We start from the raw sequence: 26,854 nt of genomic DNA, 5'->3' as shown, positions 1-26,854 counted from the left end.
CTTTCACTCCGCCGCCACGCATGCCGCCGGGTGGGGAGCCAGCGCAAAGACGCCGAAAGCAGGCACCACCATTTCGAGTTCGCGGCGATAGCTTTCGTAGCTGACCGCTCCCGGCCGAATGAAGCCGAGTTGAGGCGTGTGATCGACGACACGCATGAGAACGATCGGAGCGCTCGCCGGCGTAAACTGGGCACCACCGGGATTGGAAAGCGTCGTAATCAGACCGCGTGCGGGCTCGTTGCTCTTCTCGGGGCGCGACACCATGATCAGGCGTATCGCGCCTTTTTCGAGGGTGACGAAGTTCAAGAATGGACGTCCATCCGGGATGTAGACACGGCCCGTCTGCGTGTGCCCGGCATCAACACGTTCGCGTTCCTCGAACATGAGGCAGGACTCGGTCTCGTCCCAACGAATGCCGATGAGGTAGGCACTGATGATCTCGGAGTTGGAGAATGCGGGCCTGAAGCAGACGTAATCCCCCTCGAATGCCTCCACACCTGCGCGGTCGCGGTAGCCAAGATCGTCGGCGATGTCGAATGTAGACGTCACTGAAGGAGGTTCGAGTCCGCCGGCAATCGACGGCGCATCATGCAATGGAAAATCCTTGTGCGGACTGGTGGCTATCCGCTCAGCGGCGACCTTGCGTATGCGCTCGGACTCATTGAAGACTGCGAGAACCATGCCACCGACGATGAAGCCGGTTAAGCCATTGCTTAGCGCCACCAGTTTGATCGCATCCTCCGGATGCACATAGAACTGAGCGAGCACTTGCTCGCCGATCATGTGGGCGACTAGCCACCCCGCACAGGTCAGCGCGGCGCCGTTCGCGAGAGCCCCCAAGGCCGCCACGCGGTACCAGCTCATTCGCGAACATCCCATGTAGGAACAAATGAGCCCGAGGGAGATGGTACAGATGAAAGGCGTGATGACGCCGTACAGCCGCTCGATGAACTGCCTAAGAACGTCCTGATATCCTTGTCCCTGCATCAGGGCGGACACCAGCGGAATGCCGATCCGGAGCGCAATCGACAACCCCACGACGACGAGACCGGCGACGACCAACTCGGCGATGGGCGGATATCCAGGTGTGTCGCCTTCCTTGCGTCCGATGAAGCGTTGCGCGACGACGATTGCTCCCAGCACCGCGAAGCCGATCGAAGCGCCGAACGTGACCGCAATCGTCAGGACCTTACCGTAGTCGATCGGACGCATTCCCGGCATGAGCAGCATCATGCCGATGCTCAAGGCCGTGACGAGGAAGATCGTTGTCGCCCATTGGTCCAGCCCAAACGTCGGCCCCGGACTGTAGGCGAAGCCCATCCTCGCGAGCCGCTGCAATCGGCCGCTATGGGTCCTTTCGCAAAAGAGGACATAGCGAGACACGAGGCCGCAAGTGAGGTTGGTGACCTCCGCAACGTTGCGGTTCAAGGCGTCCTTCAATTCAGGGGGTGGAAGCGGCGATGTGAAAAAGGCAAGACCGGCGTGCATCATTTCTTCGTAGCGGGCATCCGCACGGGCCGCCACTGCGTCGCCCATTTGCATGATCATGGCGTAGGCAGAACGGCCATATCCATTTCCGGCGAAGTCGAGTGCCGCGGCATTCTGCCTGGGTCCGACGAACAGGTTGTACAAGCCGACGGCCCTTGTGAAGCGGTCGGGAAGAGTACCGTCCCTGCTGAAACTCAGCGCTCGTGGTCCGATATTCTCCGAAACGATTTTGGTCACCTTGCTGAGAAGGTCGTCGCGCGGGATGAAACCCGTGGTTTGCGCGAGTTCAAATGCGAGCCGGTCGGCTTCACGCGGAATTGCGGCCAATCTGACGCAAAATGCGCGCGCGGCCCGATCGATCCGTGCCACCTGCCGGAATTGCGAAGCGACAACGATGACGAGTACGGCCACGATCGGAGCATATTGAGCCAGTTGCGCCTGCGCCTTTGGGTCTACCTCCTTCACCTGGCCGACGATGAAGTCGAACCCGATGCTGCCCTGGACGAGCCCGATCATCACGACCAGCCAGAGCGGTATCATCAAGGCGTCCCCCCAGAAGAACAGCGCGAAGGTCGTACCGGACCGATTGGTGGGCGGAGAGTTGAAGCGAGCCCAGGCCACGACAAAGAGTGCCAAGACCGCAATAATCCATTGGCTCTTCGTAACGATCGCTTGGATGATATCCATGTTACGCGCTCCCACATAGCAGGCGACGCTTGCATGATTGGCGCTGCCCTCGCCGAGGCAGGGCACAATTCAAATCAGGGACATCGCGGAGGCGCAGTGCGCGTCGACCCAGGTGCCCGAATAGCAATGGGAAAAACTACACCGGCCGACCCGGCTGCAATGTGAAGTAGAACACACCCGGGAAGACATTTCTTCGGCGGAGCTGGACACCGCGACCGCTGTCAGTCACATACAGCCGGGCTACGGACTCCGCTCGTGGCCGACCTCGCCGGTGATGACGTCGCCGAACAGCTCCCACGCCTGCCCGTTGAAGCGCATCAGCTGCATCTGCTCGATCGGGAAATAGTCGTCCTGCGAGGTGTTGATCATGATGCCGGGCAGCATCAGGTCGGTGTGGAAATCCTTCAGGTTGGCCGCCTGCTTCATGACGTTTTCGCGGGTGAGAGTGTCGCCGCACTGCTTCAGGACCTGGGCCATCGCTTCGGCCTGGACATAGCCATAGATGTTGTTGGCGTTGCTCTTGTCGCCGTCGGGGTAGTATTTGTCCATGAACGCGCGCCATTTCACCACCGCCGGATCCTTGTCCCAGGTCGGATCGGTCGGGTCCTTCAGATAGGCCGTCGAGATGATGTCCCTGGAATAATCGAGGCCGGCAGGCTTGAGCACCGAGGCGACCGAGGTCGCGGTGTTGGCGAGGAAGAATTTCGGCTTCCAGCCGAGCTCGCCGACCTTCCGGATCGCCTGCGCCGAGCCTTTCGGGGCTGCCCATGAGAAGAAGATGTCGGCGCCGGAATCGTGAAGCGCCACGATCTGCGAGTCGATCGAGGGATCGCTGACCTCATAGGATTTGTCCGCGATGATCATGCCGACCTTGTCGCCGAGCCCATCCTTCAGGCCCTTGAACTGGTCCTTGCCGGCGTCGTCGTTTTGCCAGAACACCGCGATCTTGCTGTTGGGGAATTTGTCGCGAATGTATTTTGCGTAGATCCGGCCCTCGCTCTGGTAGTTGGGCTGGAAGCCCATGGTCCACGGGAAGTGCTTGGGGTCTCCGAACTTGGTGCCGCCGGAGGCGACGAAGAGCTGCGGCACCTTCTTGGCGTTCATGTACTTCATGATCGCGGAGTTCGAGGGCGTGCCGAGCGCCTGGAAGATCAGCAGCACCTCATCGCTCTCCACCAGCTTGCGCGCCTGCTCGATCGCCTTCGGCGGCGAATAGGCGTCGTCATAGCTGATGAAATTGATCTTGCGTCCGTTGATGCCGCCCTGATCGTTGATCATCTTGAAGTAGGCGGCCTCGGTCTTGCCGATCACGCCATAGGACGAGGCCGGGCCGCTATAGGGCATGATGTTGCCGAGCTTGATGTCGGTGTCACTGGCGCCGGGGTCGTATTTTTTCTGCGCCAGGGCCGGTTGCGTGACGAGCACGCCGGCAGCAAGAATGGCGAGGACTGCAAGGTTCGCGCGACGATTTGGCATCGTTCTCTCCCCTATGTCTTGTCGTCTTGTTTTGCAGACAGTGTTGCAAGCAGAGGTGCGGCTGGCAAGCGGCTCGATTTTCCGCGAAGCGAAACGCGTGGGTCGCGGAACTTACGCGCCACGGCGCAGCAAGCCGAACGCACGTCCGTCGATCACCAGCAGCGCGCTGCCGATGACGATCGCACCCGCGATCTCGCGCATGGAGATCGGCTCATCCAGCACCAGCCATCCCAGAAGGATGGCGGTGACGGGAATGAGCAACGTCACCAGCATCACATTGCTCGCGCCCGAGCGCCGGACGATCTGGAAGAAGACGATGTAAGCCAGCGCCGTCGAGAGCGCGGCGAGGCCAAGCACGGCGAGCCAGGTCGTGAGGGTCGGCATCGGAAGACGCCAGGGCTGTTCCACCGTGCCGGCGACGGCCGCCATCATCACGGTCGACACCATCAGTTGAAACGTCGCCGCCCCCAGCGGCGCTGCGTCCTTCAGCAACCGCCGCGCCGCCAGCGCCGCAAAGCCATAGCTCAACGCGCCGCCGAGGCAGAGCAGGATGCCGAGCCCCTGCCCGGCCCGCGTCTCGAAGCCCCATCCGCGCAGAATGATCACGCCGGCAAGGCCCAGCGCCACCCCGGCCACACGGCGCATCTGCAAGGTTTCCTCGTCCGCCACTGCCATCACCACCACCGTGAACAGCGGCGTGGTCGCGTTCAGGATCGACGCCAATCCGCTCGGGATGAAGGTCTGGCCGAACACGATGAGCGAGAACGGAATGACGTTGTTGAGCAGCCCGATCGCAAGAAATGGCATCCAGCCCGCAACGCTCCTGGGAAAGCCGATCCCCTGCATGCGGAGCAGCGGCAGCAGAATGGCCGTTCCCAGCGCGACGCGCAGAAACACCAGCGTCAGCGGCGGCAATTCCCGCAAGGCCGCGCCGTTGAAGAAGAACGAGCCGCCCCAGAGGATCGAGAGCAGAGCGAGCAGCGACCAGTCACGCGTGTCGATCCGGTTGTCATTCGCCGGCATGGCGTCTCACCTCAGCGGCCCAGCCTGTCCGCCTAGGACGATGCAAATGACGATGCCACCCGAATTCCGACGAAGCGCAGGATGAAATCGACATCGGACGGGATGGAGCTACCCGCCTGCCCGATGTTCCGATGACCAGCTAAGAGGACTTCTGTGGCCGCGACACCAGCTCGATCATCCTGCCTTCGTCATCGTCCGGCATCGCCGCCTTCGCCTGCGCGTAGGCTTCGACCGCGGCGCGCGCGACCAGCGGCTTGTCGGCGAGTAAGCTCTCGGCGAGCCTCACCGCATAGGCGGCATCCTTGTGCCGCAACGCCGCCGTGAAGGTCGCGCCGCTGAAATCGCGGGCGACCATGCGCTTGGAGTGGCGCTGCACCTGCGGACTTGCGGCAACGCCGGCCTGGATCGACTCCAGCACCAGGTTCATGTCGAGCCCGGCCTGCTCGGCGATTGCGAGCCCCTCGGCGAGGCCCGCGATCTGGATGGCCCCCATCAGGTTGTTGATGAGCTTGTAGACCGTGCCGGCGCCGACCGGGCCGAAATGGCGGATGGTCGAGCCGATCGGTTCGAGATAGGGCCGCGCACGCTCGAGATCGGCCGCATCGGCACCGGCCAGCAGCGTCAACTTCCCGGCTGCGGCTGCATCGGGCAATCCGGTGACGGGACAATCGATGTAGATGAGCCCGCGCGCGTTCAGCTCGCGGCCCATCTCGCGGGCGTGGTCATAGGAGACGGTCGAGCACTCGATCGCGATGGTGCCGGCCTTTGCCGTCTTGGCCGCGCCGTTCAGCCCGAGCCAGACGGCGCGCGCAGCCTCGTCGTCGGCAACCATGGTCACGACCGCGTCGGCATCGATCGCGGCATCCTCCGGCGAGGTCGCCCAAAGCGCACCGCGCGCGATCAGATCTTCGGCCTTCGCCTTGCTGCGATTCCACAGCGTCACCGTGAAGCCGGCATCGAGATAGCGGCCGGCCATGCCATGGCCCATCCGCCCAAGCCCGATGAAGGCGACACGAGGCATGGCTAGTCTACGTCCTCAATATCGCCGCCGGCGGTGCCGAAGGCGCGCTGCGCCAGCGTCGCGGCCATGAAATCGTCGAGCTCGCCATTGAGCACGCCCGACGTGTCGGAGGTCTGCACGCCCGTGCGCAGATCCTTCACCATCTGATAGGGCTGCAGCACGTAGGAGCGGATCTGGTGGCCCCAGCCGATATCGGTCTTGGCGGCCTGATCGGCGGCCGCCTTCTCCTCGCGCTTCTTCAGCTCGATCTCGTACAGGCGCGCGCGCAGCATGTCCCAGGCCTGCGCCCGGTTCTTGTGCTGGGAGCGGCCGGCCTGGCAGACCACGGCGACGCCGGTCGGGATGTGCGTCAGACGCACCGCGGATTCGGTCTTGTTGACGTGCTGGCCGCCGGCACCGCCCGAGCGCATGGTGTCGGTGCGGACGTCGGATTCCTTGATGTCGATCTTGATGCTGTCGTCGATGACCGGGAACACCTGCACGCTCGAGAACGAGGTGTGCCGCCGCGCGTTGGAATCGAACGGCGAGATGCGCACCAGGCGGTGCACGCCCGCTTCGGTCTTCAGCCAGCCATAGGCGTTGTGGCCCGACACCTGGATCGTGGCCGACTTGATGCCGGCCTCTTCGCCCTCGGATTCTTCCAGCACCTCGACCTTGAAGCCGTGCGTGTCGGCCCAGCGCGTGTACATGCGCAAGAGCATCTGCGCCCAGTCCTGGCTCTCGGTGCCGCCGGCGCCGGCATGGACTTCGAGATAGGAATCGAAGCGATCCGCCTCGCCCGACAGCAGCGCCTCGAGCTCGCGCCGCGCCACCTCCTTCTTCAGGTTCTTCAGCGCGGCTTCGGCCTCGGCGACGACGCCGTCATCGCCCTCGGCCTCGCCGAGCTCGATCATGCCGATGTCGTCTTCGAGCTCCTGCTCGACCTTGCCGATGCCCGACAGCGCATCCTCGAGCGAGGTGCGCTCCTGCATCAGCTTCTGGGCTTTCTGGGGATCGTTCCAGAGATTGGGATCTTCTGCGAGCTTGTTCAGCTCAGCGAGGCGCGCCGTCGATTTCTCGACGTCAAAGATGCCTCCTCAGCAGCCCGACTGACTGCTTGATCTCTTCTACCAACCGTTCGATTTCGGCGCGCATGTCGTTCTCTGGTCTCGCGGAATTGGCTCCGCAGGCAATTGAACCGCGGATGTAGCGGCGGCGGTGCCAAAGCGCAACCGCCGGCCACCGCAAAAGGCGGCGTTATCCGCTAATACAGCCCGCCGGTGCCCGGCCGCATGAAGAAGCCGGTGTCCGGTTGCTGCTGCTGCGAAGCCGGCATGCGGCCGTCGGCGTCGGCGACGCCAATGACCGAGTAATTGTCCGGCGGCGCCGTGCCCGGCTTGAAGGCTTCGAGGATCGTTCCGCCGGTCTCGCCCGGGCCTGCACGCATGCCGGTCTTGGCGGCGACGCGCACGAGCTTGATGCCGGCCGGCACCTTGAACGGCACGGCGGGCTTGTCGGCGAGCGCGAGCTGGAGGAAGTCGCGCGCGATCGGAGCTGCCAGATGGCCGCCGGTCGCGGCGTTACCTTTGCCGAGCGGACGCGGCTTGTCGTAGCCCATATAGATGGCGACGGCGATATCGGGCGAGAAGCCGACAAACCAGGCGTCCTTGGCCTCGTTGGTGGTACCGGTCTTGCCGGCGATCGGCTTGCCGACCGCCTTGATGACCGTGGCCGTACCGGACTGCACCACGCCTTCCATCAGCTCGGTGATCTGATAGGCGGTCATGGAATCCAGCACCTGCTCGCGGCGGTCGATCAGCTGCGGCTCGGGCTGGTTCTTCCAGCCGCCAGGTGCGTCGCAGCCGCGGCATTCGCGCTGGTCGTGCTTGAAGATGGTGTGGCCGTAGCGGTCCTGGATACGGTCGATCAAGGTCGGCTTCACCCGGCGGCCGCCATTGGCGAGCATCGAATAGGCCGTGACCATGCGCATCGCCGTCGTCTCGCCAGCGCCGAGCGCGTAGGACAGATAGTTCGGCAGCTCGTCATAGACGCCGAAGCGGCGGGCATATTCGCCGATCAGCGGCATGCCGATGTCCTGCGCGAGGCGCACCGTCACGGTGTTCAGCGATTGCCGCAACGCGTTGCGCAGCGTCACCGGTCCCTGGAACTTGCCCGAGGAGAAGTTTTCAGGCCGCCACACGCCGGCGCCCTGGCCCTGGTCGATTTCGATCGGCGCGTCGAGCACGACCGTCGAGGGCGTATAGCCATTGTCGAGTGCGGCCGAATAGACGATCGGCTTGAACGACGAACCCGGCTGCCGATAGGCCTGCGTCGCGCGATTGAACTGGCTCTGGTCGAACGAGAAGCCGCCGACCATCGCGAGCACGCGGCCGGTCCAGGGATCCATCGCCACCATCGCTCCGGAGACCTCCGGAATCTGGCGGAGCCGGTACTGGCCTTCGACGGGCTGACCGTCCTTGTAGAGCGGATCGGCATAAATGACGTCGCCGGGCTGGAGCACCTGCGACACCGCCGTCGGCGTCTTGCCCCTCGTTCCGCCCTGCACGGCCCGCGCCCAGCGCACGCCGTCGACGGTGACGATGCCGGTCTCGCGCTGCTTGCTGACCGCGCCGCCGAGCTCGCGGTTCGGCTGGAAGCCGATCCGTGCCGACTGATCGCTGGTCTCCAGCACCACCGCCATGCGCCATGGCGAGATGTCGGAGAGCGACTTGATCTCGGCGAGCCTCACGCCCCAATCGCCCGAGATATCGAGCTTGCTGATGGCGCCGCGATAGCCCTGCTGCTCGTCGTAATTCACGAGACCGGTGACCATGGCCTTGCGCGCCATGACCTGGATCTTCGGATCGAGCGTGGTGCGGACGGACAGACCGCCCTCATACAGCTTCTTCTCGCCGTAGCGTTCGAAGATGTCGCGGCGGACTTCCTCGGCGAAATATTCGCCGGCGAAGGTGTGGGCCCCGTTGGAACGGCTGGCGACGGCGAGCGGCTCCTTGCGGGCCTTGTCGGCGTCGGCCTGCTTGATCCAGCCGTTCTCCACCAGACGGTCGATCACGTAGTTGCGGCGCTCGATGGCGCGGTCGCGGTTGCGCACCGGATGCAGGGTCGCGGGCATCTTCGGCAGCGCCGCCAGATAGGACGCTTCGGCCACGGTGAGCTCGTTCACCGACTTGTCGAAATAGACCAGCGAGGCGGCCGCGATTCCATAGGCGCCGAGACCGAGATAGATTTCGTTCAGATACAGCTCGAGGATCTTGTCCTTCGAGTAGGTCTTCTCGATGCGCATCGCCAGCAAGGCTTCCTTGATCTTGCGCGCGAAGGAGACCTCGTTGGTGAGAAGGAAGTTCTTGGCGACCTGCTGGGTGATGGTCGAGGCGCCCTGCGGACGCCGGTTCGAGCCGTAGTTCTGGATGTAGACCAGGCCTGCGCGCGCCATGCCGGTGTAGTCGATGCCGCCATGCTCGTAGAAATTCTTGTCCTCGGCTGCGAGGAACGCGTTGATCACGAGCTTGGGCACGGCCTGGATCGGCAGATAGAGCCGCCGCTCCTTGGCGTATTCGCCGACCAGCGAACCGTCGACCGCGTGCACGCGGGTCATCACCGGCGGTTCGTAATCCTGAAGCTGAGAGTAGTCCGGCAAGTCCTTGGAGAAATGCCAGATCAGGCCTGCCACGGCCCCGACACCGACAAGGAACAACACCGTTCCCGCGGCGAACAGGAAGCCCATGAACCGCACCAGCAAGCGCATTATGTGTTTATCCGTTCAAACTCTGGATCAGCCCAGTATCAGCCCTTGGCACCCAAACCGGGGCCAACTTCACGTCACGAGTTCACCGGCTTACACAATACCATCAGGCCGGACTTTGAGACGCTTGCCGAGCAGGATTCCCTCCGATTCCGGAACCCCCTGCGGCATTTTTATAGAGCGCCCGCTGTGGCCAAACTAGGGCTTTTGCGTCGGCACGGAAAAACCCTTTTGATTCGAAGAACCCAGGGTCGCCCAATTGGGCGATCCCGAGGTCGTCAGTTTGACGATCCCAGGGTCGTCAATTTGACGATCCCGGGGGCGTCAGTTTGACGATCCCGCCGTGGCCATTCGCTTGGTCAAAAATCCGTCGATTGCCTGCGCCATGGAGCCAACGGCGCGGGACCGCCAGCCCTCGGAGACCAGATGCTCAAGGTCACCCTTGTTGGAGACATAGCCGATCTCGACCAGCACCGAGGGCACGTCGGGCGCCTTCAGCACGCGGAAGCCCGCCGACTTCAGGGGATGCTTGTGCATCCGCACCGTCGCCTTCATTTCCCCCATCAGAAGGCGGGCGAAACGGTTTGAAAAGGTGCGGGTTTCCCGCTGCGTAAGGTCGATCAGGATGTCGGCGACGTCGGTCGGCTCCTCCGCGAGGTTGAAGCCGGCGATCGCATCCGCCCGGTTTTCCGCATCCGCCAACCGCTGCGCCTCGGCGTCGGATGCCTTATCCGACAGCGTGTAGATGGTCGCGCCCTGCGCATCGCCCTCGGCGCGTGGCAGCGCATCGGCGTGAATCGAGACGAACAAGGCAGCCTTTTGGTTGCGGGCGATCTTGGTCCGGTCATCGAGCGGGATGAAGGTGTCGTCGTCCCGCGTCATCACCACACGGTACTTGCCGGCCTTCTCCAGCTTGTCGCGGAGCGCCAGCCCAAAGGCCAGCACCAGGTTCTTCTCGCTCTCGCCGCTCGACTGCGTGCCGTTGTCGATTCCGCCATGGCCCGGATCGATCACGACCACCGGACGGTCATCGGCCTTCTGCTGCGTGGCATCAGGGGTTGGCTTGGCGGAAGCCGTCGCCGGCGGCGTCTCGGCGAGGGCCGGCCGCAACTCGGGACGGTTTTCGGGGGCGGGCGACGGCGCGAAGGCGGAGCGTTCGACCTCCTCCAGCTCGAGCACGAGCCGGGCTGGCTGGCCGTTGGCGGCCTCGACCACGAAGGACTTGGCGATCTTCGCCGGTCCTGTCAGGTCGAACACGATGCGCGAGCCGCCGGGCATGACGAGGCCGTAACGGAAGGCCTTGACCAGCCCCCGCCCCCCGGTCCCGGTACCGGCGGGCAGCTGAAAATTGACCTGCGGCACGTCCACGACGACGCGGTAGGGGTCGGCGAGCGTGACGGCACGGAAGGTAACGGCTTGGTCGATGTCGAGGATGAAGCGCGTGTGCTTGCCGTCGCCGGCCAGGCGGGCGGCTGAGGCGATTGGAAAATTTGCTACTGCAACAGAGGGTTGCGGCTGGCTTTCCGCCGCGCTCAGGCGCGAAGAATCAGCACACGGCAATGCTGCGGCGCACAGCAGCACGCATCCCAGTAAAACCCTTTGATTTGTGCGGCTCGCCACCGATTCCGTGCCTCCGAGCAGCCTTCTTTAACGCAATAGAACCACAGGGTTAAACGATCCTTAATGACAGAAAGCGCGAAACTCGCTGAGTGTGACCGCCGTGCGACGCTCCCTTGCACGGTTGGCTCATTCCTCGTATGTACGGATTGCTGACGGCCGATATTTCCGGTTGTGTCGCATTCAGCCTCCCGGTGCATCGCCGGAACTCTCAAGACTTGGGAATTCCAGCGTTTTCCGTTCCTCTCCAAGACCAGCGCGGTGCGCGGCAACGAGATGGAGCGGGTCAAGCCCCGGCGGCGGACGGTCTCGGGTTACCACTCACGTCACCCGGGCGGTTCTGACAGCGACGTAACCCATTACCCGGTCCCTTGATCCCAAGGGAGCGGTTCGTGACCCCAAGGCGAGCGCGCTCGCGCCATGCCTGGCCAGCAGCAACTGATTGAGGGGCGGCCTCGCCGCCCAATGTTTCATACGGGCCGACGCTTGATGCGCCAGACTGTGCCGACGAATTCTGAAGGACCATTCGCGACGCTGCGGATTGAAAACCCCGCGCGCCGCCATGGTCCTGAAGCTTCCGGTCCGGCAAGGCGCGAGAGACGGCGTTTCGGCCTTCCCCTCACCCCCGAATCAGGTGGACCGTCGCGTCACCCGGCGGCGCGATACGCGCCCACGGTGAATCGCGCCCGCCGCCGCCAAGAGTTAAGACATGCCCAACAAGATGTTGATCGATGCCACCCACCCGGAAGAGACCCGGGTCGTCGTGGTCCGCGGCAATCGCGTCGAAGAGTTTGATTTCGAAACCGCGCAACGCAAGCAACTGCGCGGGAATATCTACCTCGCCAAGGTCACCAGGGTCGAACCCTCGCTTCAGGCCGCTTTCGTCGAATACGGCGGCAACCGCCACGGCTTCCTCGCCTTCAGCGAAATCCATCCCGACTATTATCAGATCCCGGTCGCCGACCGGCAGGCGCTGATCGAGGCCGAGGAGCAGGCCCATCGCGAGGCCGAGGAAGAGAGCGAGAACCGCTCCCACGGCCGCCGCCGCTCGCGTCACCGCAATGCCCGTCGCCGCGGCCATGGCGAGCGTGTCCGCAGCGACATCGTCGAAGGTCTCGACGCCGGTGCCGATCCCGCGGCCCAGCCGGTCGAGGGCGAGGTCCTGCCGGCGCAGGCCGAGGGCGCTTTGCACGAAGGTGAGCACCTGCACGCCGATGCCGAGCATCACGGCGCGGACGAGGGCCACGATCACCACGACCACGACCATGGCGATCATGATCACGGCGATCATCAGCACCATGATGAGGGTCACCGTCACGACCATGATCGTCATGACGTTCATGCTCACCATGGCGAGCACGATCATCACGATCATCGCGACCATGATCATGCCGACGAGACGCCCGCGCCTGTCGCGGCCGTCGGCGCCGAGCCCGTGGTCCCGACCGAGACCGCTTCCGAGCCGCAGGAGACCGTCGCCTCCGAAGCGCATGCGGAGCCTTTGGCCGAAGCCATGAGCTCCGCCGCCGAGCCGGCCGATGCCGTTTACGCCGAGGCCGTCTATGGCGCCGAAGCGCCGCATGCCGAGGCCCCGGAAGAAGCGGGCGACGAAGACGACGAGGATGAGGACGGCGAGGAAGCCGAAGAGGAACTCGTTGAATCCGTCGGCGGCGACGATGTGCTGGAGGAAGTGCCGGAACGCACCTTCCGGCCGCGCCGCCAGTACAAGATTCAGGAAGTCATCAAGCGCCGCCAGGTCATGCTGGTTCAGGTCGTCAAGGAAGAGCGCGGCAACAAGGGGGCGGCGCTGACGACCTACCTGTCGCTCGCAGGCCGTTATGCCGTCCTGATGCCCAACACCGCGCGCGGCGGCGGCATCAGCCGCAAGATCACCAGCGCCCAGGATCGTTCGCGGCTGAAGGAAGTGGTGCAGGATCTCGACGTGCCCGAGGGCATGGGCATCATCCTGCGCACCGCTGGCGCTGCGCGCACCAAGCCCGAGATCAAGCGCGACTTCGAATATCTGATCCGGATGTGGGAAACGGTACGCGACCTCACGCTGAAGTCGCAGGCCCCGACCCTCGTCTACGAGGAAGGCTCGCTGATCAAGCGCTCGCTGCGCGACCTCTACAACAAGGAGATCGACGAGATCCAGGTCGCCGGCGAGTCCGGCTACCGCGAAGCGCGCGACTTCATGAAGATGCTGATGCCCGCCAATGTCAGCGCGGTGAAGCAGTATCGCGACGGCCAGCCACTGTTCTCGCGCATGGGCGTCGAGAGCCAGCTGGACGCGATGTTCTCGCCGACGGTGCAGCTGCGCTCGGGCGGCTATGTCGTGATCAACCAGACCGAGGCGCTGGTCTCGATCGACGTCAACTCGGGGCGATCGACCCGCGAGCACCATATCGAGGACACCGCGCTCAAGACCAATCTGGAGGCGGCCGAAGAGGTCGCCCGCCAGCTCCGCCTGCGCGACCTCGCCGGCCTCATCGTCATCGATTTCATCGACATGGACGAGAAGCGCAACAACCGCGCGGTCGAGCGCAAGCTGTCCGATTGCCTCCGGCAGGATCGCGCGCGCATCCAGGTCGGCCGCATCTCGCATTTCGGCCTGCTCGAGATGTCGCGCCAGCGCATCCGCGCCAGCGTGCTTGAGAGCTCGACCGATCCCTGCCCGCATTGCGGCGGCACCGGCCACGTCCGTTCGGTCTCCTCGGTGGCGCTCCAGCTGCTGCGCGGCCTCGAAGAGATCCTGATGAAGGGCGCGACCCACAACCTCGTGGTCCGCACCCGCACCGACGTCGCGCTCTATGTGCTGAACCACAAGCGCGGCCATCTGCGCGACCTCGAGAACAGCTTCAAGGTCACGCTATCAGTCATTGCCGACGCAAGCGTCAGCGGTCCGCAGGCCTATCTGATCGACCGCGGCGAGCAGGTGCATACGCTGGAAGCCGCCAAGGCGCTGCTTTCGGCGCAGGCGGCAGCGAGCCCGCCGCCGATCGTTGAAGAAGCCTACGACGACGAGGAATTCGATTCCGAACTCGAATCCGAGGTCGAGACCGAGGAGACCGAAGGTCTCACCGAGGAGCAGGCCGCCGGCGAGGCAGCCTCCGAGCAGGACGGCCAGCGCCGCAAGCGTCGTCGCCGGCGCCGCGGCCGCGGCGGCCAGCGCGACGGCGAGCTGCGTGAGGATGGCACGCCCGCCCTTCCCGAGACCGCTGTGGCGGCCGGTGAAGGTGAAGAGGATGCAGAGGCCGAGCAGGACGGCGAAGAAGGCGAGGAACAGGCCGCCCGTGGCGAGCAGCAGGGTAGCGGTGACCGCCGCCGCCGGCGTGGTCGCCGCGGCGGACGCCGTCGGCGCGGTGGCACCGAGGAGGGTCTCGCCGGCTCCATCGGCGACGAGCTCGGCGCCGGTCAGCCGTCGGAAGCGACCGCGGCAGTTGCCGATTTCGACGGCTTCGGCAGCGAGGCTGCGCCCTCGATTGCGCAGGCCGAACAGCCGGCGGAACCACAGGCTGCGGAGCTTGAGCCCCGCGCCGAATTGCAGACTGAGGCCGCGCCCGAGCCGACCGTCGCCGCGGCCGAAGAAGAGCCCGCCGAGGACAAGGCCGCACGACGCCGCTCCACCGTGCGGGAAAAGGTGAGCTTCCTGTCGAGCAGCCCGAGCGAGTCCGCGATGCCGGTTGCGCAGGCAACCGAACCGGTCGCCCCGCCCGTGGCGGAAGCTGAGCCGGCGCCGGAGGCCGCAAGCGAAACGCCCGCCGCTCCGCGCCGTGCCGGCTGGTGGTCGCGCCGCTTCGGCGGCGGCGAATAGAGCCGAACATGCAACGCAAAACGCCCGGCACAGCCGGGCGTTTTTGTTTCGGCGCTCTCCTTAAGGCGCGATGAGATCAGGATGAAGCGTCGTCGCGCTTTAGGTTTTGGTGTGCGCATGATCCTTTCGGAACCCCGCTGCACACTTTTCCGCGCCATGCCCTAGCGCGACGGCTCGCCCTCGCGCGAGGTGATCTGACGCAATTGGTCGTAGAGGTCGGGCGCTTCGCTGGTGCAGAGGCAGACACCCATGGCCGACGGCGCATCGCCGGCGTTGAGGTAGGCGTGGCCCATGGTGCTGTCGAGATAGATGCCGTCGCCCTCGTTCAGGATCTCCGGCGCATAGAACTCGGAGTGCACGGCCACGCGTCCGCTCGTCACCACAAAATATTCCTCGCCGGAATGGCGCAGCAGCGGTCCGAACTCCTCCAGCGACCGCGCGCGGACCTCGGCGACGATCGGCACCATGCGTTTGCCGATCAGATCGGTGCATTGATACGTGTAGGTGTAGAATCTGGTGGTGATCACCTGCCCCTGCCCGGCCCGGCTGATGCTTCGCCGCGCCGTCACCGGCCGGCCTGGCGCGGGGCGCGGCGTTGCCGGATTGAACAGCTCGGCGATCTCCATCTTCAGGCCCGAGGTGAGCTGGACCAGCTTGTCATAGGTCAGCGACATCAGCCCGTTCTCGACCTTGGAGAGGGTCGAGAGCGCCATGCCGGTCCGCTCCGCCACCTGCTTGAGCGTCAGCCCGCGCGCCTGGCGGGCAGCCTTGAGGCATTGCCCGAGTTGGGAGTTCGCGCCTTCCGGCGCCGTTGTGGTCTCGCTCATGCAGGAATCCTAGCATGGAAGAGAAAAATTGTTGACTGATCCGACTAATCTTTTCGACGATACCCCAGATCGGGAACGCGTTGAATGCCCGCAGTTCGACGCTCCTTGCTCAAAATTGCAAAAAAACACCCCTGAACTGACGAAATGGTGCGCGCTGCCTGCTTTCCGATATGCTAAACTGTTTTCAGAAAATGAAAGGACCGGCGATGTCAGAGCCTTGCCATTCCAGTGCCGTTGAGCTGCACGGCTTGCTGGCCGCCCGGGCGATCTCGCCCGAAGAGCTGCTGGCGCGGCTCGCCGCGGCCGGCCGCACCCGGCTTCCTTGCCTGGGAATGATCCGCGTGCCCGACAACAGCCTCACAGGAGAACTCTGCCAATGCAAAGCGTGATCGTTCTCGGCGGCGGCATGATCGGCGTCAGCGCGGCGCTGCACCTGCGCCAGCGCGGCTGGTCCGTCACGCTCGTCGACCGCAGGGAGCCGGGCCGCGAGACCAGCTACGGCAATGCCGGCATGATCCAGGCGGAAGCGGTCCGCCCCTATCCGATGCCGCGCGACCTCACGACGCTGCTGAAGATCGCGACCGGCCGCACCAACGACGTGCGCTACAGCCTTTCGTCGCTTCATCGCCACATCGAGCCCCTGCTCCGCTATTGGTGGCATTCGGCGCCGAAGCGGCATCGCGAGGCGATCGAGGCCTGGGCTCGGCTGATCGCCTATGCGACGGCAGAGCACGACATCCTCATTCGCGAGGCTCATGCCGACAATCTGATCCGCCGCGCCGGCTATCGCATGCTGCATCGTGATGCCGCTTCCTTCGATCTCGCAATCAAGACGGCGGAGGAAGACCAGCGCGAGTTCGGCGTGAATTTCCGCGTGCTCTCCGGCAGCGAGCTCGCCAGGGCCGAGCCGATCCTGCGCGACGATCTTCCCGGCGCCATCCATTGGCTCGACACCTGGACCGTCTCCGATCCGGGCGCCCTCGTCACGGCCTATGCCGAGCTGTTCGAGCGCCTCGGCGGCACCATTGTCCTCGGCGATGCCCAGAGCCTGCGCCAGACCACGACCGGCTGGTCGGTCGATACGGACCAGGGCCGCCTCGACGCGCCCCATGCCGTCGTGACGCTCGGGCCGTGGTCGCCCGATCTGCTGCACAAGTTCGGCTATCGTATTCCGCTGGTGCGCAAGCGCGGCTACCACATGCATTACAGCGGCGGCGCCTCGCTCGATCTGCCCCTCGTCGACAAGGGCGGCGGCTACGCCATGGGCCCGATGGCCAAGGGCATCCGCATCACCACCGGCGCGGAATTGACCGGCATGGACGCGCTCGCAACGCCGGTGCAGCTCGCCAGCGCCGAGGCCTTCGCGCGCGAGCTGATCGATCTCGGCAAGCGGGCCGAGCCCGATCCGTGGTTCGGCACCCGCCCCTGCACGCCCGACATGCTGCCGGTGCTCGGACAGGCTCCGCGTCACCCCGGCCTTTGGATGAATTTCGGCCACGGCCACCAGGGCTTTACGCTGGGGCCCGCGACCGGACGCCTGCTCGCGGAGATGATGAGCGGCGAGACGCCGGCGATCGATCCCACGCCCTATCGGCCGGAGCGGTTCTAGCGCTTTCGGCGCTCGCCAGCTTCGAGCACGACGCGGCGCCGTACCTGGATGCACAAGAAGGGCTGATCGAGAATCTCGACCAGCCCTGCTAGCTTGGCGGCGCGGCGCGCCGATCAGTCCGTCGTGATCGCCGTCTCCATGTCGGTCGGATCGATCTGCTTGGAGAGGTTGGCGTTGAGCTTGTCGCGGTCGAGCTCGCCCTCCCACCAGGCGACGATCACGCAGGCGACGCCGTTGCCGCACAGATTGGTCAGCGCGCGGCATTCGCTCATGAACTTGTCGATGCCGAGCACGATCGCCATGCCCGGCACGAGCCGCGGATCGACCACGGCGAGCGTCGCCGCCAGGGTGATGAAGCCGGCGCCGGTGATGCCGGAGGCGCCCTTGGAAGTCAGCATCGCCACGACCAGGATCGTGGCCTGCTGACTGAAGGAGAGATCGTAGCCGAGCGCTTGCGCGATGAAGAGCGTCGCCAGCGTCATATAGATGTTGGTGCCGTCGAGGTTGAACGAATAGCCCGTGGGCACCACGAGGCCGACCACCGACTTGGAGCAGCCCAGCCGCTCGAGCTTCTCCATCAGGGACGGCAGCGCGCTTTCCGAGGACGACGTGCCGAGCACGATCAGGAGCTCGTCCTTGATGTAGGCCAGGAACTTGAAGATCGAGAATCCGGCCATGCGCGCGATGATGCCAAGCACGACGAAAACGAACAGCGCCGCGGTGACGTAGAACGTCGCGATCAGCCCGACCAGGTTGAGGATCGCGCCTGTGCCGAACTTGCCGATCGTGTAGGCCATCGCGCCGAACGCGCCGATCGGCGCCGCGCGCATCACGATCGAGATAACGCCGAACACGGCATGAGCGGCGTCATCGATGAAGCTGCGAATGGTGTGGCCGCGCTCGCCGAGGCTCATGATGGCAAAGCCGAACAGCACCGAGAACAGCAGCACCTGGAGGATCTCGCCTTGCGCGAACGCTCCGACCACGGTGTCGGGAATGATGTGCAGCACGAAGTCCACGGACTTCTGGCCGGCCGCCTGCTTGGCGTAGTTTGCGACGGCCGCCTCGCTTGCCGCACCGCTGCCGAAGCCTGCGCCCGGTTTCACCAGATTGCCGATGATGAGTCCGATCACCAGCGCGAACGTCGAGACGACCTCGAAATAGACCAGCGCCTTGACGCCGATGCGGCCGACCTTCTTGGCGTCCTGGATGTGGGCAATGCCCGAGACCACGGTGCAGAAGATGATCGGGGCGATCACCATCTTGATCAGCTTGATGAAGCCGTCGCCCATCGCCTTGATCCAGTCGTTGGTGGCGAGCTGTGGCCACAACCAGCCCACGATGGCGCCGAGCACGATGGCGATCAGCACCTGCACGTAGAGGACCTTGTACCACGGCTTGGCGGCGGGCGGCGCAACCGGTGCCCCCGTCATCGTTGTCGTCGTCATCGTTTCACTCCGCTCAAACACTCGGGGCCAGCCAAGATCAACTCGGCCGGCCCTGTCAATTCAAACTGCTGGTTGTGTCGCGTCTTACCCGCGGCGATCGACGATCCGGCGCGCTGCCGGCATCAACGTCGCGCCGAGCGCGTTCTTGACCAGCGAACCCGCGATGAACGGAACGATGCCGATCTGCCAGGCTTTCGCGGCGCCGAGACCGAGGCCGAAGGTCAGCCAGCCGAACCCGGCGACTAGAATCACGATGTGACCAACGGCCATCGCTGCAAACAGCAGGACCACGCTGCGATCCCAGCCGCGCTCGGCGAGCCAGCCGGTCACGAAGGCTGCCGCAACGAAGCCAAACAGATAGCCCGCGGTTGGCCCGAGCAGCGGAGCAATGCCGCCGACCGGACCGGCAAATACCGGAAGACCAAGCGCGCCCTCGGCGAGGTAGGCGATCATGGTTGCGCTGCCAAGGCGCCAGCCATAAGCCGCGCCGATCATCAACACCACCAGCGTTTGCAACGTCATGGGCACGTAAGGCAGCGGCACGTTGACCTTGGCTGACAGCGCCATCAGCGCGGTGCCGAGCACGATCAGCACGATCGCGCGCAGTGCGCCAACGGTTTCGCCCGGTCGGGTCGGCCAGATCAGGGCGGCGAGAGGTGAATGCGAAGCGGCGGCAGACAAGACGGGACGGTCAGACAAGTTCAACTCCGGGAGGCTATCGAAAACTGGCGGCTATTTAAGCCAGTGAGCGATCCGGTCAACTGCCTCCCGCATCTCTGCGGGCGATCGTGCATAGGAAAAGCGAACAAACGAGCGTCCGTGGATGGGATCGAAATCGAGCCCGGGCGTCGCCGCGACATGGGCCTGCTCCAGCATCTGCTTGGCAAACTCGAAACTGTCGGCGGTGAAGTCAGAGACGTCGGCATAGAGATAGAACGCGCCGTCGGCCGGCAGGAACCTCGTCAAGCCGGCCTTCGGCAATCCATCGATCAGGATACGCCGGTTTTCCTGGTAGCCGTGCTTGATCTCCTCCATCTCGGCCGCTCCGTCGAAGGCAGCTTCTGCTGCGATCTGCGACAGCGACGGCACCGAGATCGAGAGGTTCTGCTGCAGCCGCTCGATCGGGCGCACCAGGATCTCAGGCACGACCATCCAGCCGACGCGCCAGCCCGTCATGCAAAAATATTTCGAGAACGAATTGATCACGAGTGCGTGGTCCGACAGCGCTGCCGCCGTTACCGCCGGAAGCGCGTAGTCGAGCCCGTGATAGATCTCGTCGGAGATGAAGCGGATGCCTGCATCCTGTGCGGCCGCGATCAGGCCCGCGAGCGCCTCGCGGGACATCATGGTCCCCGTCGGATTGGCGGGGCTGCCCACCAGCACGCCCTTGAGCGGCGCCTTGCGATGGGCCGCAAGCAACGCCTCGCCGGTGAGCGCGTGGCGCGTCTCGTTGGTGGTCTCGATCAGCACCGGCTCGCAGCCGAGCGCGGTGAGGATATGGCGGTAGGGTGGATATCCTGGCACCGTCACGGCGACGCGATCGCCGGGCTCGAACATTGACAGGAAGGCCAGGATAAATCCGCCGGAGGACCCGGTGGTCAGCACGATCCGCTCGGGGCTGACGTCACAGCCATGGACGTCGCGATAATGCCGGCCGATGCGCTCGCGCAGCGATGGGATGCCGAGCGCAGAGGTATAATCGATCCGACCCGCCTCGAGCGCGGCCTGGGCGGCCGCAATCGCAGTCCTGGGCGCACCGGCCGCAGGCTGGCCGACCTCCATGTGGATGACATGACCGCCTGCAGCCTCGATTCGGGCCGCCGCGGCCATCACGTCCATCACCATGAACGGGGGAACATCGCTGCGGCGGGAGGGCTCGAGCCACTGCCCCAACCGGTTCCTCAATGTCGCATCGTGCATCGATTTCTGCTATTCGCTGGCGAACCGGTCGATCCGGTCCGGAAAACGGGGCGCTTGCGCCCCAGACTGGCCGCATTGTACGGCTCATAAGGGGACGCCCCATAGGAGTACGGCTCACAAGGGCATATCGCGTATCCGGTCCGCCGCCAATCGCCAAAACCAATCACGAAACGACCTGACCAAGACCGTTTGACCCAGACCGCTTGATGTTGCTCCAGATCGCATTGCGCAAGAAGGCCTCCGCCCTCACCGCCCTCCTCACGGCCGCGGCGATCGCGCTGACGCCGGTCTCGGCCGCGCGTGCCCAGGCCAAGGGGCCCCCGGTCCTGCGCGACACCGAGACCGAGCAGCTCTTACGCGAATATACCCGCCCGATCCTGCGAGCCGCCGGCCTGGAGAAGCACAACATCCAGATGGTGATCATCAACGACGGCGCGTTCAACGCGTTCGTCGCGGACGGCCGTCGCATCTTCGTCAATTGGGGCGCGATCCTGCAGTCGGAGACGCCGAACCAGATCATCGGCGTGCTCGCGCACGAGACCGGGCATCTGGCGGGCGGACATCTGTCCAAGCTGCGCGAGCAGCTCGCCACCGCCCAGACCCAGATGATCATCGCGATGCTGCTCGGCGCCGGCGCGATCGCAGTGGGCAGCACCCAGCGCAGCAGCGCCGGCAACAACGGCCTTGCCAATGCCGGTGCGGCCGCGATCTCCGCTCCGCAGGAGGTGATCCGCCGTACGCTGCTGTCCTACCAGCGCCAGCAGGAAGAGAACGCAGACCGGGCCGGCGTGAAATTCCTGACCGCGACGGCACAGTCGCCGAAGGGCATGTACGAGACCTTCAAGCGCTTCACCAGCGAGAGCCTGTTCGCAGCGCGCGGCGCCGATCCCTATCTCCAGTCGCATCCGATGCCGGCCGAGCGCGTCGCCGCGCTCCAGGAATTCGCAAGCTCCAGCCCCTATTGGGACAAGAAGGACGACCCCGCGCTCCAGCTCCGCCATGACATGGTGCGCGCCAAGATCTCCGCCTTCATGGAGCGGCCCGAGACGGTGTACCGCCGCTATCCCCAGACCAACGACAGCATGCCGGCGCGCTATGCCCGCGCCATCAGCACCTATCTGCATGGAGATTTGCGCAGCGCCCTCGCCCAGATCGACGCGCTGATCCAGGTGCAGCCGAACAATCCGTACTTCTACGAAGTGCGCGGTCAGGCCTTGTTGGAGAGTGGCAAGGCCGCAGAGGCCATCGCTCCGCTGCGCAAGGCCGCGCAGCTGTCGAACAACGCACCCCTCATCGAGATGTTACTTGGGCAGGCTCTGGTTGGAACCGATAATAAGGCCTACACCGACGACGCCGTTCGGATTCTCCGCGCCGCAGTGGCGCGAGAGCCCGAGGCCGCGATCGGCTACACCCAGCTCGCGATGGCCTATGGCCGGAAGGGAGACTATGCCGAAGCCGATCTCGCCTCGGCGCAGGCCGCCTACTTGCGCGGCGACAACAAGACCGCCCGCGAGCTCGCCACGCGCGCGAAGACCCGCTTCGCCGTCGGCACGCCGGGATGGGTCAAGGCCGACGACATCGTGGCGGCCAAGCCGCCGCGCAACTGACAGAACGCAACCGACGCCCGACACCACGACGTCACGACATCGAGCTTAAGTCCGCCGGGACGTTTTACCGAAACCTGCATTGGATAAGAGGATTTGCCCATGCCTTCGCTGCGCCTGCTTGCTCCCGCGCTGTTTGCGCTCGCCATGTTCGGTGCAGCCGCGCCCGTATCGGCTGACAGCTTCTCCGATACCCAGCGCACCGATATCGAGAAGATCATCAAGAACTATCTCGTGAGCCATCCCGAGGTGCTCGAGGAGGCGATGGCCGAGCTCAGCAAGCGCCAGGCCGCGGCCGAGACGCAAAAGCACGAGGCCAGCATCGCGCAGAATGCCGAAGCGATCTTCAACTCGCCGCGCCAGGTCGTGCTCGGCAACAAGGACGGCGACGTCACCTTCGTCGAGTTCTTCGACTACAATTGCGGCTACTGCAAGCGCGCCATGGGCGACATGCTCGACATCATGAAGAGCGACCCGAAGCTGAAGGTCGTGCTGAAGGAGTTTCCGGTGTTGAGCCAGGGCTCGGTCGAGGCGGCCCAGGTCGCCGTCGCCGTGCGCATGCAGGATCCCTCCGGCAAGAAATATCTCGACTTCCACCAGAAGCTGCTCAGCGGTCGCGGCGCCGCGGACAAGGCGCGCGCGATTCAGGCGGCCAAGGAGGCCGGCCTCGACACCGCCAAGATCGAGAAGGACATCGCCAGTCCCGAGGTGCGCGCCACGATCGAGGAGAACTTCAAGCTTGCCGAAGCGATGGGCATGAATGGCACGCCGAGCTACGTCATCGGCAAGCAGATCGTGATCGGTGCTGTCGGCGCCGAAGCCCTCAAGGAAAAGATCAGCATGGCCCGCTGCGGCAAGGCGACCTGCTGATCGCACGTTTCACGATCTGTGGACGCGAGATGGCCGGCTGAAAAGCCGGCCTTTTTCTTGCGCCGAACGTTGGCGTCTTCGTGCCAAGTCGTTCATCTGGCATTCAACAAACAAATGCCGCGGAACAGGCGAAGTTCCGGAACAACTGAAATCTCCTTTCGTTGTTGGCGCGGGCAATGACGCGATAAACACGTGAGGAGAATTTCGATGTTGAACCGCTTTATGATCTCGGTGGCCGCAGTCGCACTCGTCGCGGGCACCGGTCTAGCGAACGCACAAGGAAACATGGGCCGCGACAGCGGCGGCGCCGGTGGCGCGCAAATGCAGCAGTCGCAGCCCTCCGGCGGCGCCGCCGAGCGCGGCGGCTCGATGGGCCGGGACTCCGCAGCTCCCGACAAGGGGACCGTGGGCCAGGCTGGCGGCTCCATGAAGTCCGGCGGCGCCGTCGAAGAGAAGTCGTCTGGCGCGATGGAGAAATCCGGTGCCATGGAGAAATCCGGCGGCATGGAAAAGTCCGGAACAATGAACAAGAACGCGGCCGACGATAAGGCCGGTGCGGCCAAGGGTGAGCGCGCCCAGGGTACGCAGGACAAGTCGAAGAGCATGAGCTCGGACTCGACCAAGTCTGACTCCACCAAGTCTGGCTCGAAGGACATGAAGGCCGAGGACAACAAGGCCGGCGGCGCGGCCAAGAGCAACAATGCCGAGAACCGTCCTGCGACCACTGACACCAAGTCCCAGGCTACGACCGGCACCGCTTCGGCCACAGCGACCGCCGCACCACCGGCCGAGAAGCGGACCGAAATCTCGACGGCGATCAAGTCGACCAAGATCGAGGAGACTACGAACGTCAACTTCAACATTTCGGTCGGCGCCGCGATTCCGGCATCTGTCCGCTTCCACCCGCTGCCTGCCCGGATCGTCGAGATCTACCCGCAGTGGCGTGGTTATGAGGTGATCTTCGTCCGCGGTCAGTACGTGATCGTCCGTCCGCAGACGCGCGAGATCGTGTACATCATCGAAGGCTAAGGCCGGATATTGGCAACGTCAGAGGGCGGGCAGCGATGCCCGCCCCTTTGCGTCGGGCCGGCAGCCATGCTTTGGACTGGTTAACAAGCAATTTCCGTAGCTTCCGCACAGATTTTTGCACCTGGGATGAGGTACCTGAAGGCACCCGGAAGGTCCTTCAAGGCTTCCCCTAGGTCACTTTGTTACCTATAACCCCCGCCACGCCGAAGCACCTCTTCCGGGATTGGAATGGCTGAACCTGCAACCGACACGATCCTCGTCCTGAACGGGCCGAACCTCAACATGCTGGGGACGCGCGAGCCTGAGAAGTACGGCCATGCGACGCTCGCCGACGTCGAGGCGCTGTGCCGCCAGACCGCGGCGTCCTTCGGCCTCAAGGCCGACTGTCGTCAGTCCAACCGCGAAGGCGAGCTGATCGATTTCATCCACGAGGCGCATGCGCGCAAGATGAAGGGCATCATCATCAATGCCGGCGGCTACTCCCACACCTCAATCGCGCTCCACGACGCGCTGCTCGCGGTGCAGATTCCCGCAGTCGAAGTGCACGTGACCAACATCCACGCCCGCGAGAGCTTCCGTCATCACTCCTACACCGCGCGCGCGGCCTTCGCCTCACTCTGCGGCTTCGGCATCGAGGGCTACCGCCTCGCCATCCAGGGCCTTGCTGCCAAGCTCGACATCAAGCCCAAAGCCTGACGCCCCCTCCAACAGAACATTCGGATCAAACAACATGGCGCGCCAGCCAGACGACAAAGCAGCCGCAAAGTTTTCCAGCGAGGATTCCGCGCTCATCCGCGAGCTTGCCTTGCTGCTCGATGAGACCAGCCTCACCGAGATCGAGATCGAACGGGCGGGCCTGCGCCTGCGCGTCGCTCGCAACGTCAGCGTTGCCGCGACCATGCCGATGCCCATGCCGCTGGCAGCCGCCCCCGCCGCCCTGCCGGCGGCGGCTGCCGCGCCTGCAACGGCCGCGGCCGACCTGTCGAAGCATCCCGGCGCCGTGACTTCGCCAATGGTCGGCACCGCCTATTGGGCGCCGGAGCCGGGCGCCAAGCCGTTCATCGAGGTCGGCAGCAAGGTCTCGGTCGGCCAGACGCTGCTGATCATCGAGGCCATGAAGACCATGAACCAGATCCCGTCGCCGCGCGCCGGCACGGTGACGCAGATCCTGGTCGAGGACGGCCAGCCGGTCGAATACGGCGAGCCGCTCGTCATCATTGAGTAACGGCCAGGCGGCGCCAGCCGCCATCGGCTGCTTCCGCGCGCTAGTCCCTTAAGGACACCATGTTCGACAAGATCCTCATAGCCAATCGCGGCGAGATCGCCCTTCGCATCCTCAGGGCCTGCAAGGAGCTCGGGATCGCGACCGTGGCCGTGCACTCCACCGCCGACGCCGATGCCATGCACGTGCGCCTGTCGGATGAGAGCGTCTGCATCGGGCCGCCGCCCTCCAAGGACAGCTATCTCAACGTGCCCGCGCTGCTGGCGGCCTGCGAGATCACGGGCGCAGATGCGGTGCATCCCGGCTACGGCTTCCTGTCCGAGAACGCGCGCTTTGCCGAGATTCTCAGTGAGCACAATCTGCATTTCATCGGCCCGAAAGCCGAGCACATCCGCCTGATGGGCGACAAGATCGAGGCCAAGAAGACCGCCAAGCGTCTTGGCATCCCCGTGGTGCCCGGCTCCGACGGCGCCGTCGGTCCCGGTGACGACGCGATGGCGATCGCGAAGAAGATTGGCTTCCCCGTGCTGGTCAAGGCGGCGGCCGGCGGCGGCGGCCGTGGCATGAAGGTCGCACACAGCGAGGCCGACCTCCAAGTGGCCTTGTCGACGGCCGCCAACGAGGCCAAGTCCGCCTTTGGCGATGCCTCCGTCTATCTCGAAAAATACCTCCAGAAGCCGCGCCACATCGAGATCCAGATCCTCGGCGACGGCCGCGGTGGCGCCATCCATCTCGGCGAACGCGACTGCTCGCTGCAGCGCCGTCACCAGAAGGTCTGGGAAGAAGGCCCCTCGCCCGTCCTCGCCGCCGCCGCACGCGCCAAGATCGGCGAAACCTGCGCCAAGGCGATGCGCGAGATGAAATATCTCGGCGTCGGCACCATCGAGTTTCTGTTCGAGGACGGCGAGTTCTATTTCATCGAGATGAACACGCGCATCCAGGTCGAGCATCCCGTCACCGAGAGCATCACCGACATCGACCTCGTGCTGGAGCAGATCCGAATCGCCGCCGGCGGCGACCTGCCGGCGAAGCAGGACGAAATCCAGGTCATCGGCCATGCGATCGAGTGCCGCATTAACGCGGAGAATCCGCAGACCTTCCGCCCCTCGCCCGGCCGCATCCTCCAATACCACCCGCCCGGAGGGCTCGGCGTCCGGATCGATTCCGCCGTCTACCAAGGGTACACGATCCCGCCCTATTACGATTCGCTGGTCGGCAAGCTGATCGTCCACGGCAAGACCCGCGCCGAATGTCTGATGCGGCTGCGCCGGGCGCTGGACGAGATGGTGGTCGAGGGCATCGAGACCACGCTGCCGTTGTTCCGCGCGCTGGTGCGCGAGGACGACATCATTAACGGCGACTATCATATTCATTGGCTGGAACAGTACCTGGCCGGCAAGGCGGAACCCGCCCCGAGATAATCGTCTGCCCATATGGAACCCTTTGGACCCAATCGC

At 64.6% G+C, this 26,854-nt stretch carries 20 protein-coding genes; 8 read left to right on the top strand and 12 right to left on the bottom strand.

Annotated features, from left to right (window positions below):
* Positions 1–3 precede the first annotated feature (3 nt).
* From HAP40_RS18530 to HAP40_RS18495, 8 genes are all read right to left on the bottom strand, one after another.
* On the bottom strand, positions 4–2,175 hold the full coding sequence (locus HAP40_RS18530; RefSeq protein WP_166816452.1) for a hypothetical protein: 2,172 nt from the start codon (positions 2,173–2,175) through the stop codon (positions 4–6).
* Between the two features lie 240 nt (positions 2,176–2,415).
* Positions 2,416–3,651, bottom strand: coding sequence for an ABC transporter substrate-binding protein (locus HAP40_RS18525; RefSeq protein WP_166816453.1), 1,236 nt, complete (start codon positions 3,649–3,651; stop codon positions 2,416–2,418).
* Positions 3,652–3,762: 111 nt separating this feature from the next.
* Positions 3,763–4,674 (bottom strand): DMT family transporter, encoded by a 912-nt coding sequence (locus HAP40_RS18520; protein ID WP_166816454.1) that lies wholly within the window; start codon positions 4,672–4,674, stop codon positions 3,763–3,765.
* Positions 4,675–4,813: 139 nt separating this feature from the next.
* Positions 4,814–5,695 carry an NAD(P)-dependent oxidoreductase gene (locus HAP40_RS18515; RefSeq protein ID WP_166816455.1) on the bottom strand — a complete coding sequence of 294 codons (882 nt, stop codon included), beginning with the start codon at positions 5,693–5,695 and terminating at the stop codon, positions 4,814–4,816.
* Between the two features lie 2 nt (positions 5,696–5,697).
* Positions 5,698–6,829 (bottom strand): peptide chain release factor 2 gene (gene prfB / locus HAP40_RS18510; protein ID WP_166816456.1). Its coding sequence is split into 2 segments (ribosomal slippage): positions 5,698–6,759 and positions 6,761–6,829, totalling 1,131 coding nucleotides; the frame shifts between segments, so codons are not numbered across the junction.
* Between the two features lie 109 nt (positions 6,830–6,938).
* Complete coding sequence (locus HAP40_RS18505) at positions 6,939–9,440, bottom strand: penicillin-binding protein 1A (protein WP_166816457.1); 2,502 nt, start codon at positions 9,438–9,440, stop codon at positions 6,939–6,941.
* A 321-nt stretch (positions 9,441–9,761) separates the two neighbouring features.
* Complete coding sequence (locus tag HAP40_RS18500) at positions 9,762–11,057, bottom strand: N-acetylmuramoyl-L-alanine amidase (RefSeq protein ID WP_166816458.1); 1,296 nt, start codon at positions 11,055–11,057, stop codon at positions 9,762–9,764.
* 616 nt (positions 11,058–11,673) lie between these two features.
* Complete coding sequence (locus tag HAP40_RS18495) at positions 11,674–12,636, bottom strand: hypothetical protein (RefSeq protein WP_334271021.1); 963 nt, start codon at positions 12,634–12,636, stop codon at positions 11,674–11,676.
* Here HAP40_RS18495 and HAP40_RS18490 point away from each other — a divergent pair.
* On the top strand, positions 12,568–14,868 hold the full coding sequence (locus tag HAP40_RS18490; RefSeq protein WP_305793600.1) for an Rne/Rng family ribonuclease: 2,301 nt from the start codon (positions 12,568–12,570) through the stop codon (positions 14,866–14,868). The genes HAP40_RS18495 and HAP40_RS18490 overlap by 69 nt on opposite strands.
* Positions 14,869–15,029: 161 nt before the next feature.
* Here the strand turns inward: HAP40_RS18490 and HAP40_RS18485 are convergent, their stop codons facing one another.
* Complete coding sequence (locus HAP40_RS18485; protein WP_166816460.1) at positions 15,030–15,695, bottom strand: helix-turn-helix domain-containing protein; 666 nt, start codon at positions 15,693–15,695, stop codon at positions 15,030–15,032.
* Positions 15,696–16,071: 376 nt separating this feature from the next.
* Here HAP40_RS18485 and HAP40_RS18480 point away from each other — a divergent pair, with 376 nt between their 5' ends.
* Positions 16,072–17,304, top strand: a complete 1,233-nt coding sequence (locus tag HAP40_RS18480; protein WP_166816461.1) for an NAD(P)/FAD-dependent oxidoreductase — start codon at positions 16,072–16,074, stop codon at positions 17,302–17,304.
* Between the two features lie 113 nt (positions 17,305–17,417).
* On the opposite strand, the gene HAP40_RS18475 is transcribed toward HAP40_RS18480, so the two are convergent.
* The 3 genes from HAP40_RS18475 to HAP40_RS18465 form a co-directional block, all read right to left on the bottom strand.
* Positions 17,418–18,752, bottom strand: a complete 1,335-nt coding sequence (locus tag HAP40_RS18475) for a dicarboxylate/amino acid:cation symporter (RefSeq protein WP_166816462.1) — start codon at positions 18,750–18,752, stop codon at positions 17,418–17,420.
* Between the two features lie 84 nt (positions 18,753–18,836).
* Positions 18,837–19,394: a biotin transporter BioY gene (locus HAP40_RS18470; protein WP_166819457.1), complete on the bottom strand. Its 558-nt coding sequence runs from the start codon at positions 19,392–19,394 to the stop codon at positions 18,837–18,839.
* Between the two features lie 90 nt (positions 19,395–19,484).
* Positions 19,485–20,672: a pyridoxal phosphate-dependent aminotransferase gene (locus HAP40_RS18465; RefSeq protein ID WP_166816463.1), complete on the bottom strand. Its 1,188-nt coding sequence runs from the start codon at positions 20,670–20,672 to the stop codon at positions 19,485–19,487.
* A 206-nt stretch (positions 20,673–20,878) separates the two neighbouring features.
* On the opposite strand from HAP40_RS18465, the gene HAP40_RS18460 reads away from it, so the two are divergent.
* The 6 genes from HAP40_RS18460 (at position 20,879) to accC (ending at position 26,818) form a co-directional block, all read left to right on the top strand.
* Positions 20,879–22,279: a M48 family metalloprotease gene (locus HAP40_RS18460; RefSeq protein WP_166816464.1), complete on the top strand. Its 1,401-nt coding sequence runs from the start codon at positions 20,879–20,881 to the stop codon at positions 22,277–22,279.
* Positions 22,280–22,378: 99 nt separating this feature from the next.
* The gene (locus HAP40_RS18455; protein ID WP_166816465.1) at positions 22,379–23,146 is read left to right on the top strand and encodes a DsbA family protein; all 768 of its coding nucleotides are present in this window, start codon (positions 22,379–22,381) and stop codon (positions 23,144–23,146) included.
* 207 nt (positions 23,147–23,353) lie between these two features.
* Complete coding sequence (locus tag HAP40_RS18450; RefSeq protein WP_166816466.1) at positions 23,354–24,175, top strand: DUF1236 domain-containing protein; 822 nt, start codon at positions 23,354–23,356, stop codon at positions 24,173–24,175.
* A gap of 228 nt (positions 24,176–24,403) precedes the next feature.
* Positions 24,404–24,871: a type II 3-dehydroquinate dehydratase gene (aroQ, locus tag HAP40_RS18445; RefSeq protein ID WP_166816467.1), complete on the top strand. Its 468-nt coding sequence runs from the start codon at positions 24,404–24,406 to the stop codon at positions 24,869–24,871.
* A gap of 34 nt (positions 24,872–24,905) precedes the next feature.
* A complete protein-coding gene (accB, locus tag HAP40_RS18440) occupies positions 24,906–25,400 on the top strand; it encodes an acetyl-CoA carboxylase biotin carboxyl carrier protein (RefSeq protein ID WP_166816468.1) in 495 nt (164 codons plus the stop codon).
* Positions 25,401–25,459: 59 nt separating this feature from the next.
* A complete protein-coding gene (accC, locus tag HAP40_RS18435) occupies positions 25,460–26,818 on the top strand; it encodes an acetyl-CoA carboxylase biotin carboxylase subunit (protein WP_166816469.1) in 1,359 nt (452 codons plus the stop codon).
* Positions 26,819–26,854 lie beyond the last annotated feature (36 nt).

Origin of the sequence: Bradyrhizobium sp. 1(2017) (assembly GCF_011602485.2) — a bacterium.
Lineage (GTDB): Bacteria > Pseudomonadota > Alphaproteobacteria > Rhizobiales > Xanthobacteraceae > Bradyrhizobium.
The sequence above is the reverse complement of the archived record's forward strand: the minus strand, read 5'-3'. Positions and strand labels throughout refer to the sequence as shown.

Coding starts and splice junctions, on each gene's coding strand:
- HAP40_RS18495 (WP_334271021.1), bottom strand. CDS start 12,636: ATGCGGCGCTTCGGCGCCATAGACGGCCTCGGCGTAAACGGCATCGGC.
- HAP40_RS18485 (WP_166816460.1), bottom strand. CDS start 15,695: ATGAGCGAGACCACAACGGCGCCGGAAGGCGCGAACTCCCAACTCGGG.
- aroQ (WP_166816467.1), top strand. CDS start 24,404: ATGGCTGAACCTGCAACCGACACGATCCTCGTCCTGAACGGGCCGAAC.
- HAP40_RS18460 (WP_166816464.1), top strand. CDS start 20,879: ATGTTGCTCCAGATCGCATTGCGCAAGAAGGCCTCCGCCCTCACCGCC.
- HAP40_RS18530 (WP_166816452.1), bottom strand. CDS start 2,175: ATGGATATCATCCAAGCGATCGTTACGAAGAGCCAATGGATTATTGCG.
- accC (WP_166816469.1), top strand. CDS start 25,460: ATGTTCGACAAGATCCTCATAGCCAATCGCGGCGAGATCGCCCTTCGC.
- HAP40_RS18520 (WP_166816454.1), bottom strand. CDS start 4,674: ATGCCGGCGAATGACAACCGGATCGACACGCGTGACTGGTCGCTGCTC.
- HAP40_RS18465 (WP_166816463.1), bottom strand. CDS start 20,672: ATGCACGATGCGACATTGAGGAACCGGTTGGGGCAGTGGCTCGAGCCC.
- accB (WP_166816468.1), top strand. CDS start 24,906: ATGGCGCGCCAGCCAGACGACAAAGCAGCCGCAAAGTTTTCCAGCGAG.
- HAP40_RS18490 (WP_305793600.1), top strand. CDS start 12,568: ATGAGCTCCGCCGCCGAGCCGGCCGATGCCGTTTACGCCGAGGCCGTC.
- HAP40_RS18455 (WP_166816465.1), top strand. CDS start 22,379: ATGCCTTCGCTGCGCCTGCTTGCTCCCGCGCTGTTTGCGCTCGCCATG.
- HAP40_RS18515 (WP_166816455.1), bottom strand. CDS start 5,695: ATGCCTCGTGTCGCCTTCATCGGGCTTGGGCGGATGGGCCATGGCATG.
- HAP40_RS18505 (WP_166816457.1), bottom strand. CDS start 9,440: ATGCGCTTGCTGGTGCGGTTCATGGGCTTCCTGTTCGCCGCGGGAACG.
- HAP40_RS18525 (WP_166816453.1), bottom strand. CDS start 3,651: ATGCCAAATCGTCGCGCGAACCTTGCAGTCCTCGCCATTCTTGCTGCC.
- HAP40_RS18480 (WP_166816461.1), top strand. CDS start 16,072: ATGCAAAGCGTGATCGTTCTCGGCGGCGGCATGATCGGCGTCAGCGCG.
- HAP40_RS18475 (WP_166816462.1), bottom strand. CDS start 18,752: ATGACGACGACAACGATGACGGGGGCACCGGTTGCGCCGCCCGCCGCC.
- HAP40_RS18450 (WP_166816466.1), top strand. CDS start 23,354: ATGTTGAACCGCTTTATGATCTCGGTGGCCGCAGTCGCACTCGTCGCG.